Here is an 8,858-nt window from a genome sequence, read left to right as displayed (position 1 = left end):
CGGCGTTTGCATTGGCCGGACTGGCCTCATCGCGAGCAGGCCCACTCCTACAGGGAATTGTGTTTGATCACCTGTAGGAGTGAGCCTGCTCGCGATGGCGCCACCACGCAACCTACAAGAACATCTCGCGAGTAAGCCCATGCCGCTGCATCTTTTCGTTGAAGGTCCGACGCGGCAGCTGCAACTCTTCGAGCACCGCCTTCACATCACCCTTGTGCCGGGTCAACGCCGCACGCAGGCAATGCTCTTCGAAAGCCTCCTGGCGAGCCGCCAATGATTGGGCTGGTTCACTGGCCGCCGTTACCGGCTCATCCAGCCCCAACACCTGGCGCTCGGCGACGTTGGCCAGTTCGCGGACGTTGCCCGGCCAGTCGTGACTCAACAAGTGGCTGAGCTGTGCCCCCGTCAGCGGCGGGAACGTGCGGCCCAGACGCTCGGCAGCACTCTGGGCAAAGTTCTCGAACAGCAGCGGAATGTCTTCACGCCGATCGCGCAGGGGCGGCAGGCGCAGCTCGGCAACGTTCAGGCGATAGGCCAGGTCTTCGCGGAAACGTCCGGCCCGGGCTTCGTCCAGCAAGTCAGGCTTGGTCGCGGCGATGATCCGCAGGTCTACGCGGATGCTCTGGTTGGAACCCAGGCGCTCGAGTTTCTGCTCCTGCAGCACTCGCAGTAATTTCACCTGCTGGGCTAACGGCATGCTTTCGATTTCATCGAGGAACAGCGTGCCGCCGTCGGCGTACTCCAGCTTGCCGATGCGCTTGCCCTGGGCGCCAGTGAACGCGCCACTTTCGTGGCCGAACAGTTCGGCTTCGAACAGTTGCTCGGGGATCGCCGCGCAGTTGAGCGCCACAAAGGGCTTCCCGGCCCGTGGCCCGAAGTCGTGCAGGCAGCGGGCCACCAGCTCCTTGCCACTGCCGGTTTCACCGCGGATCAACACATTGACCGGCAATGCCGCCAGATCCAGCACCTGCCTTCGCAATGTCTGCAATCCCCGGGACACACCCAGCAGGGTGGTGTCCAGCTTGGCGCGGTTGTCGGCCAGTTCATGCAGGGCGCGGTTCTCCAGCACTAGGCGGCGCTTGTCGAGGGCGCGGCGCAGGCTGCCCAGCAATGTCTCGGGGCTGAAAGGTTTTTCGAGGAAGTCGTAGGCACCGTCGCGCATTGCGTCCACGGCCATCGGAACATCGCCGTGGCCGGTCAGCAGGATCACCGGCAGGTCGGCATCGCGCCGCTGCACTTCGGCCAGCAGCTCCAGGCCGCTCATGCCGGGCATGCGCACGTCGCTGAGAATCACTCCGGCAAAGTGCTCGGGCAGCTGCGCCAGGCACTCTTCGGCGCGACTGAACAATTGCACTTCGAAGCCTGACAGGCTCAACCATTGCTCGACGGCGCTGCGAATGCTGCTTTCGTCGTCGACGACGATTACTGAGTTGAGCATGGGCCTTGAGCCTCCAGGTCGATCGGCAAGGTGAGGGTGAACGCCGCGCCGTTGCCGAGGTTGTCCGCGCTCAGTCGTCCACCGGATTCATGCACGATGGCAAAGGATACGGCCAGGCCGATACCGAGGCCATCACCGACGGGTTTGGTGGTGAAAAACGGATCGAAGACTTTGCTCAGGTGTTCTTCGGCTATGCCACCGCCGTTATCCGACACGATCAGGCGCCACAGCTGCTCATCCTCTTCCAGGCGAATTTCCAGGCGCTTGCAAGGTTTGTCGTGCATCGCGTCGAGGGCATTGCGCAACAGGTTGATCAGCACCTGCTCCAGGCGAATCGAGTCACCTCGCACCCAGGCCGGGCGCGTCAGGTGCAGCACCGTGCTGACCTGCTCATCGCGCAGGCGAGTTTCAAGCAGTTGTAATGCCTGATCCACCACGGTCGCCAGGTCCAGGCGTTCTCGCAGGCCGCTGGGGCTTTTGCGGGCAAAGGTTTTCAGGTGGCCGGTGAGGGCGGCCATGCGCGTGAGCATGTCGTCCACCGGCTTGAGTGCCTTATAAGCGTCATCCACCCGACCGTGGTCGAGCAACAGGCGCAAGGTTGCCAGCTGCATGCGCTGGGCCGTCAGCGGTTGGTTGATTTCGTGGGCCAGGGCTGCGGACATCTGGCCGAGGGCCGCGAGCTTGGCCGATTGCACCAGGCCGTCCTGGGCGGTGCGCAGGTCACGAGTGCGCTCCTCCACCAGGCGTTCGAGCTCTTCGCGACTGCGTTGGCGCATCTTCGCCAGGCGCCAGCGCTGGTTGAGAAACAGCAACAGGAACACCAGCGCCAACCATGATCCAGCCGCAGCCAGGGCGGCAGTGCGGCTATCTTCGAAGGATATCTGCGGGCGGCGCAACAGGTGCAGGGTCCAGCCCTCGGCGGCCAGGGGCAGGGATTCCCACAGGTATTGGACATTGCCGTCCGGGCCGTCTACCCGCACCAGGTCGCTATCTTCGTCGAAATTTTGCAGGGGCTGGTAGTCCAGCAGCGTCAGGGGCTGCTTGTCGTACTGGCGGGTAGCCTGGAGTTCTGCACGATCGTTGTCATTCAGCGGTTTGAGCAAGCGATAACGCCAGCCCGGCTGGTTGGCGATGAAGATCACCCCGCGCGCATCGCTGACCAGCAAGGTATCGCTGCCCTGGCGCCATTCCCGCTCCAGCTCGGGAAATTCGAGCTTGACCACCATGGCCCCGAGAAATCGCCCATCGTCGGCAGTCACCGCGCTGGACAGGAAGTAACCGGGAATCCCACTGGTTACCCCCACTGCATAGAAGCGCCCGGAGCCCAAGGTACGGGTCTGACTGAAGTAAGGTCGAAAACCATAATTGTGCCCGACATAGCTACTGGGCAGGCGCCAGTTGCTCGCGGCCACGGCGAGGCCGGTGTGATCGAGCAGCTCCAGGGTCGACGACTCGGCGGCGCCGTTGATTTGTTCCAGCTTGCGGTTGAGCAGGTCCTGCTGTTCTGCGGTCACTGGCCCGTCTAGGGCCGAGCGCAACTCCGGGTCCAGGGCCAGCACGGCGGGCAGGGCACGGTAGCGTTCGATCAGGGTGTGCAACGAGGTCGCATACAAGCCCAGTTGCTGATTCGCGCGGGCAGCGTCCTCCACCAGCGCCTGGCGTTCGGCGTGGCGCATGGCCAGGGTGGCTGCAATGACAGCGCCGGCAACGATAACGAAGGCGTAGAGCGTCAGGCGCAGGGGGCGAGATGACTCGAACATGCTGGGCGTTACACTAGGGACGGTGGGCGCGCACCATAGCATGAGCCATAAAAAAGGCGACAGGAGCATGGCCCCTGTCGCCTTTGCCAGACGTGTCTGAAATGCTTACTGCACTTCTACCGCCAGGCTTTCACTGATCTTTTTCTGCCAGATGGCAGGACCGGTGATGTGTACCGACTCGCCCTTGCTGTCTACCGCAACAGTCACTGGCATGTCTTTCACGTCGAACTCGTAGATCGCTTCCATGCCCAGTTCGGCGAAAGCCACCACGCGGGATTTCTTGATGGCTTGCGCCACCAGGTAGGCCGCGCCGCCGACAGCCATCAGGTACACAGCCTTGTGGTCCTTGATCGCTTCGATCGCGGTCGGGCCACGCTCGGATTTGCCGATCATGCCCAGCAGGCCGGTTTGCTCGAGGATCTGCCGGGTGAACTTGTCCATCCGCGTGGCGGTGGTCGGACCGGCAGGGCCCACTACTTCTTCGCGCACCGGATCAACCGGGCCGACGTAGTAGATGAAGCGACCTTTCAGGTCTACCGGCAGGGTTTCACCCTTGTTCAGCATCTCGACCATGCGCTTGTGCGCAGCGTCGCGACCGGTGAGCATCTTGCCGTTGAGCAACACGGTTTCGCCCGGCTTCCAGCTCTGCACTTCTTCCGGGGTCAGGGTGTCGAGGTTGACGCGACGGGCCGACGGGCCGGCTTCCCAGACGATTTCCGGGTAGGCATCGAGCGGTGGCGCTTCCAGGGTTGCCGGGCCGGAGCCATCCAATACGAAGTGCGCGTGACGGGTGGCGGCGCAGTTCGGGATCATGCACACCGGCAACGAAGCGGCGTGGGTCGGGTAGTCCATGATCTTCACGTCGAGCACGGTGGTCAGGCCACCCAGGCCCTGGGCGCCAATGCCCAGTTGGTTGACCTTCTCGAACAGCTCCAGGCGCATCTCTTCGATACGGTTGGACGGGCCGCGCTTCTTCAGCTCGTGAATGTCGATGGATTCCATCAACACTTCCTTGGCCATGACGGCAGCTTTCTCGGCGGTGCCGCCGATGCCGATGCCGAGCATGCCCGGTGGGCACCAGCCGGCGCCCATGGTCGGAACGGTCTTGAGCACCCAGTCGACGATCGAGTCGGACGGGTTGAGCATGGCCATTTTCGACTTGTTCTCGGAACCGCCGCCCTTGGCCGCCACGTCCACTTCCACGGTGTTACCCGGGACGATGGAGTAGTGGATAACGGCCGGGGTGTTGTCCTTGGTGTTCTTGCGAGCGCCCGCCGGATCGGCGAGGATCGAAGCGCGCAGGACGTTTTCCGGCAGGTTGTAGGCGCGACGTACGCCTTCGTTGATCATGTCGTCCAGGCCCATGGTGGCGCCATCCCAACGCACGTCCATGCCCACGCGCACGAACACGGTGACGATGCCGGTGTCCTGGCAGATCGGGCGGTGGCCGGTGGCGCACATGCGCGAGTTGATCAGGATCTGCGCCATGGAGTCACGGGCCGCTGGCGATTCTTCGCGCAGGTAGGCTTCGTGCATCGCCTGGATGAAATCCACGGGGTGGTAATAGGAAATGAACTGCAGGGCGTCGGCAACGCTCTGAATCAGGTCGTCTTGCTTGATCACGGTCATGAGTCGCGCTCCTCTTAAAGACGGGAACATTCAATAAGGTGCTTGCAGCTTGGGTGCATCGGTCGGTTGCAAGCACCTTTCAAGGCACGCCGGGGCTGCTGGCGCGACGCTAAAAAGGCGCGGCAGTATACCGCGCCTCGGTTTGGTAAACACCCGCCAGAGGTCATTCGTTGGTCGCATTGGCTGCAGCTGCCAAAGGGGTGCCGGATTACGCTCAAATCGAGTCATGGTTTTGACGTCAGTTTTTCGAGCTTAGAATTGATTGGTCATTTATCAGGCTCGCCACTAAAGTGGCATCCGGACTGTAGAGTAGGACACTCAAACAGCGTTTTTTTCGCACGGTGAGTCAACGATTGACCCATAACGCCATCCAACGACTTTTACTCAAACGCTTCGCCCTCGCCGCCGGTACCTATGCCCTGGCCTTGCTGCTACTGTGGCTGGCTTTTTTTACCGGACATTACAATGCACCGTTTGCCAGCGTCGCCATTGGCAGTGTGCTGGTGATCATCAGCCAAGTGACCCTGTTCGGATTTTTCTACAGCGGCCGCAACCTGCGTCTTCCGGACCCCAGCCTGACCGAAGCGCAAGTGCTCTTGGGGCTGGGCTGGCAAACCTGGCTGATTGCCCACCTGGACGATGCTCGCGGCACGTTCCTGGTCTTCTATCTGTTAATCCTGCTGTTTGGCCTGTTCCATCTGTCGCGATACGCATTTATTCGATGCGCGCTTCTGGTGTTCTTCAGTTTCAGCGCCATCACGCTATGGGACGCTTACCATTTCCAGCTGGCTGATCCGGCGCTGGCCGTCCTGCAGGTCTGCCTGTTGTTCATCGTCCTGGTCTGGCTGGTGTTCTACGCCCGCTATGTCCAGGCCTCGCGACAACGTATGCGCCAGCGCCGCTTTGCCTTGCAGGCGCACCAGGACACCTTGCGCGGAATGATGCGCCAGCTCGAAAACCTGGTCGCCACCGATGAACTGACCGGCCTGTTCAACCGTCGGCACTTCCTGCGCCTGGCCACTCGTGAGTTGAATGCGATGGATGCAGGTGTCGTGCATGGCCTGGCACTGATCGACCTCGATCACTTCAAACGCATCAATGACGTCCACGGCCACGCTGCCGGCGACCAGGTGCTGCAGGCCTTTGCCGCCGTCGCCAGCGCCTGTCTGCGCGAAGGTGACGTGCTCGCCCGTTATGGCGGTGAAGAGTTCGTGGTGCTGTTGCCCGATTGCAATGCCGAGCGCCTGACCTCCTGTTGCGAGCGCTTGCGTATCGCCTTTACCGATGTCGAGTTGATCGGCATCAGCGTCAGCCATCTCAGCCTGTCGGCGGGCATGACATTGCTAGAACTGGGTGACGATCTGGATGACGCCTTGCACCGGGCTGACCAGGCGCTTTACCGCGCCAAACGCGACGGGCGCAATCGCTGCGCGGCGGCTTGGGAGAACGTCGATGCCTGAGTTGCGGGTGGGCGAGCGGCGGTGGTCGGTCGCGCCGGGCAGCAACCTGCTCGACGCGTTGAACCGCAACGGCGAGTCCGTACCCTACAGCTGCCGTGCCGGCAGTTGTCATGCGTGTCTGGTGCAATGCCTTAAAGGGCTGCCGAGCGACAGCCGGCCCGACGCCCTGAGTCCCGAGCAGCGCCAGCAAGGCTGGCGGCTGGCCTGCCAGTGCGAGGTGGTGGAGGATTTGCAGGTGCATACCTTCGATCCGCTGCAGGATGGTCGCCCGGCCGAGGTGAGTGCGGTCGATTGGCTCAGCGCCAATGTATTGCGTCTGCGCCTGGTGCCGCAGCGACCGTTGCGCTATAGCGCCGGCCAGCACCTGGTGCTGTGGGCGGGACATGTCGCGCGGCCCTATTCGCTGGCCAGCCTGCCTCAGGAGGATCGGTTCCTGGAGTTTCACCTCGATTGCCGACAGCCGGGTGCCTTCAGCGATGCCGCTCGACGGTTGCAGATCGGTGATTCGATCCGTCTGGGTGAATTGCGCGGCGGAGCGTTGCACTATGACCTGGACTGGCATGCGCGCCCGCTGTGGTTGATGGCTGCCGGTACGGGGTTGGGGCCTTTGTTTGGCATCCTGCGCGAAGCATTGCAGCAGGATCACCAAGGAGCCATCCGCGTCATACACCTGGCCCATGATGCCAATGAGCACTACCTGGCCAAGCCGCTGCAGGCTATGGCCGCCAGCCGTTCGAACCTCAATGTCGAGTTCTGGACTCCGGCGGAGTTGCCCACGACCCTGGCGCAATTGCGCCTGGTTTCGCGGCAAACCCAGGCCCTGCTTTGCGGCGCTCCCGAAAGCGTCGACGCCTTTGCCCGGCGCCTGTACCTGGCCGGGCTGCCGCGCAACCAATCGCTGGCCGACGTGTTCCTGCCTCGTGGTTGAGTTTTGATTTAATCGTGATTAATTTCGGTGATGGCCGGGTTGGTGTAATCGCACGCCCGGCCAATACTGATCTGATCGAAAAACCCCACCCAGCTGATCAGCCGTGGTAGCGCACAACTACACCTTTATTTGATGAAACACCGGTGACGACAATTTTGTCGCGTTGCAGCACTACCGAATAGGCTCCGTCATTACGCGTACTTAAACGCGTACGTGCCCAGCCGAGGGGTTCGTTGAACGTCAAATCCAACTTGCCAGTCCGGTCAAAGCGGGCGACTACGATGTCGAACACGAAAGAGTTTTTTTGTTTGTCGATTGCACCTGCCACCACCAGCTTACTGTCTGCCTGGCGCGTGAACGTTTGCCACAGTGTGCTGCTTTCAGCCAGCCTCATATTCAGTGGGTTACCGTCGTTGAAGTCGGTGTCGAGTTCACCACTTGCTTGCAATTGCAGCAGTTGGCTAACGTAAGGATCATGCACGGATCTGCCCAGACCCAGAATCCCTCCATTCGCCAGAGACATAAGCGCATCGGCCCTCACACCGCCGGGCAGGTCGTCCGGGTCGGCGATAACCCGAAAGCCGCCTGGGCCGAATGTGGGGTCGGCTGCGCCATCGGAGCTGAAACGAGCAAAAAACGTTTTTACCGGCGAGAAGCCGAGGTCCGAGATACCGCCGCAGACTACATATCGACCGTCTGAATCAACGGTCACACTTTCAATCTGCGTCTGGCCGTTTTCATATCCCGGAGCGATTACTTCCAGATAACCCCTTGAGTTGAAATCAATATCCAGTGATCCATTGGCAAGCGTGCGAATGAGCACACCGTAACTGGGGCTGCCGAACCTGAAAAAATAGTGTGTCAGCAAGGTTTTTCCGTCAGCCAGTCCCATTGATGATTGTTTCTGGATGCTGGGGTTTTGCGAGACAGATTTGAAAGGGCGGGACAACTCCTGTTTAGAGGAGTCAATAGCCGGGCCGGGAATGAAGTGGACTATTTTACCCTGGCCGTTCTGGCCAAATGTCGTGTCAAGGTTTCCCATCAGGTCAAATTGAGCCATTGCAGGATACGGGTCCGTTCCAATGTAGGAGGATCCCACGAGCAACAGCTTGTTGTCTTTGAGCTCAAGCGCATTAGCGAATGAATGTTCGGCCTCCTGAAAAACGCCGATCGCGTAACCCATGCTACCGAACTCAGGGACTATCTCGCCGTTCGCGCTCAATGCAGCGATAAAAAATTTCGATTCGTTCTGGAATGTTGCGGTGCCGCATACGTACAACTTGTCATCTGGACCGTTGATCACCGCTACTGGCTGTGTCGCCGCTCCAGGGATGTCGATTGCCGCTACGCCGTTCAGCCCGAAGGCCAAATCGATCTTTCCCACCATATTTGCTGATACGGCTGATTCTGAAATGGACATTGCTCTCTCCTTGGCATATGCCAACTTCTGCAGGGATTGCAGGCATTGATTATCGGGAGCAAGGAGATTGAGAGGTACTGTCATAAATGACAGTATTATCCATTCAAGTGTAACAATCTGACGAGAGTTGGAATCTCGATGTATGTGGAGTTTTGTTGAGCTCGATGGTCAGAAGAATTTTTTGCTACTGGAAAATGTCGATTGCCTAATAAAAAGCCCCGGC

6 protein-coding genes are annotated in these 8,858 nt (G+C 60.4%); 2 read left to right on the top strand and 4 right to left on the bottom strand.

From position 1 onward, the window contains the following. Positions 1-112: 112 nt before the first annotated feature. From ORL50_RS26030 to ORL50_RS26020, 3 genes are all read right to left on the bottom strand, one after another. Positions 113-1,438 (bottom strand): sigma-54-dependent transcriptional regulator, encoded by a 1,326-nt coding sequence (locus ORL50_RS26030; protein WP_266019237.1) that lies wholly within the window; start codon positions 1,436-1,438, stop codon positions 113-115. After that, entirely contained in the window at positions 1,423-3,198 is a 1,776-nt protein-coding gene (locus ORL50_RS26025; RefSeq protein ID WP_266019235.1) for an ATP-binding protein, read from the bottom strand. Before ORL50_RS26025 ends, ORL50_RS26030 begins: the two co-directional genes overlap by 16 nt. Positions 3,199-3,303: 105 nt before the next feature. Then, positions 3,304-4,827, bottom strand: a complete 1,524-nt coding sequence (locus tag ORL50_RS26020) for a fumarate hydratase (protein ID WP_266019233.1) — start codon at positions 4,825-4,827, stop codon at positions 3,304-3,306. Between the two features lie 353 nt (positions 4,828-5,180). Here ORL50_RS26020 and ORL50_RS26015 point away from each other — a divergent pair, with 353 nt between their 5' ends. Further along, positions 5,181-6,287, top strand: a complete 1,107-nt coding sequence (locus ORL50_RS26015) for a GGDEF domain-containing protein (protein ID WP_266019231.1) — start codon at positions 5,181-5,183, stop codon at positions 6,285-6,287. Next, positions 6,280-7,215 (top strand): iron-sulfur-binding ferredoxin reductase, encoded by a 936-nt coding sequence (locus ORL50_RS26010; RefSeq protein WP_266019229.1) that lies wholly within the window; start codon positions 6,280-6,282, stop codon positions 7,213-7,215. Before ORL50_RS26015 ends, ORL50_RS26010 begins: the two co-directional genes overlap by 8 nt. Positions 7,216-7,312: 97 nt before the next feature. Here ORL50_RS26010 and ORL50_RS26005 read toward each other — a convergent pair whose 3' ends face one another. Beyond that, positions 7,313-8,635: an NHL repeat-containing protein gene (locus ORL50_RS26005; RefSeq protein ID WP_266019227.1), complete on the bottom strand. Its 1,323-nt coding sequence runs from the start codon at positions 8,633-8,635 to the stop codon at positions 7,313-7,315. Positions 8,636-8,858: the final 223 nt, after the last annotated feature.

The organism is Pseudomonas sp. RIT-562 (assembly GCF_026241895.1).
Lineage (GTDB): Bacteria > Pseudomonadota > Gammaproteobacteria > Pseudomonadales > Pseudomonadaceae > Aquipseudomonas > Aquipseudomonas mandelii_F.
The sequence above is the reverse complement of the archived record's forward strand: the minus strand, read 5'-3'. Positions and strand labels throughout refer to the sequence as shown.

Bases quoted from the DNA above. Each gene is read 5' to 3' on its own strand.
- ORL50_RS26010 (WP_266019229.1), top strand. From the start codon at position 6,280: ATGCCTGAGTTGCGGGTGGGCGAGCGGCGGTGGTCGGTCGCGCCGGGC.
- ORL50_RS26005 (WP_266019227.1), bottom strand. From the start codon at position 8,635: ATGTCCATTTCAGAATCAGCCGTATCAGCAAATATGGTGGGAAAGATC.
- ORL50_RS26025 (WP_266019235.1), bottom strand. From the start codon at position 3,198: ATGTTCGAGTCATCTCGCCCCCTGCGCCTGACGCTCTACGCCTTCGTT.
- ORL50_RS26020 (WP_266019233.1), bottom strand. From the start codon at position 4,827: ATGACCGTGATCAAGCAAGACGACCTGATTCAGAGCGTTGCCGACGCC.
- ORL50_RS26030 (WP_266019237.1), bottom strand. From the start codon at position 1,438: ATGCTCAACTCAGTAATCGTCGTCGACGACGAAAGCAGCATTCGCAGC.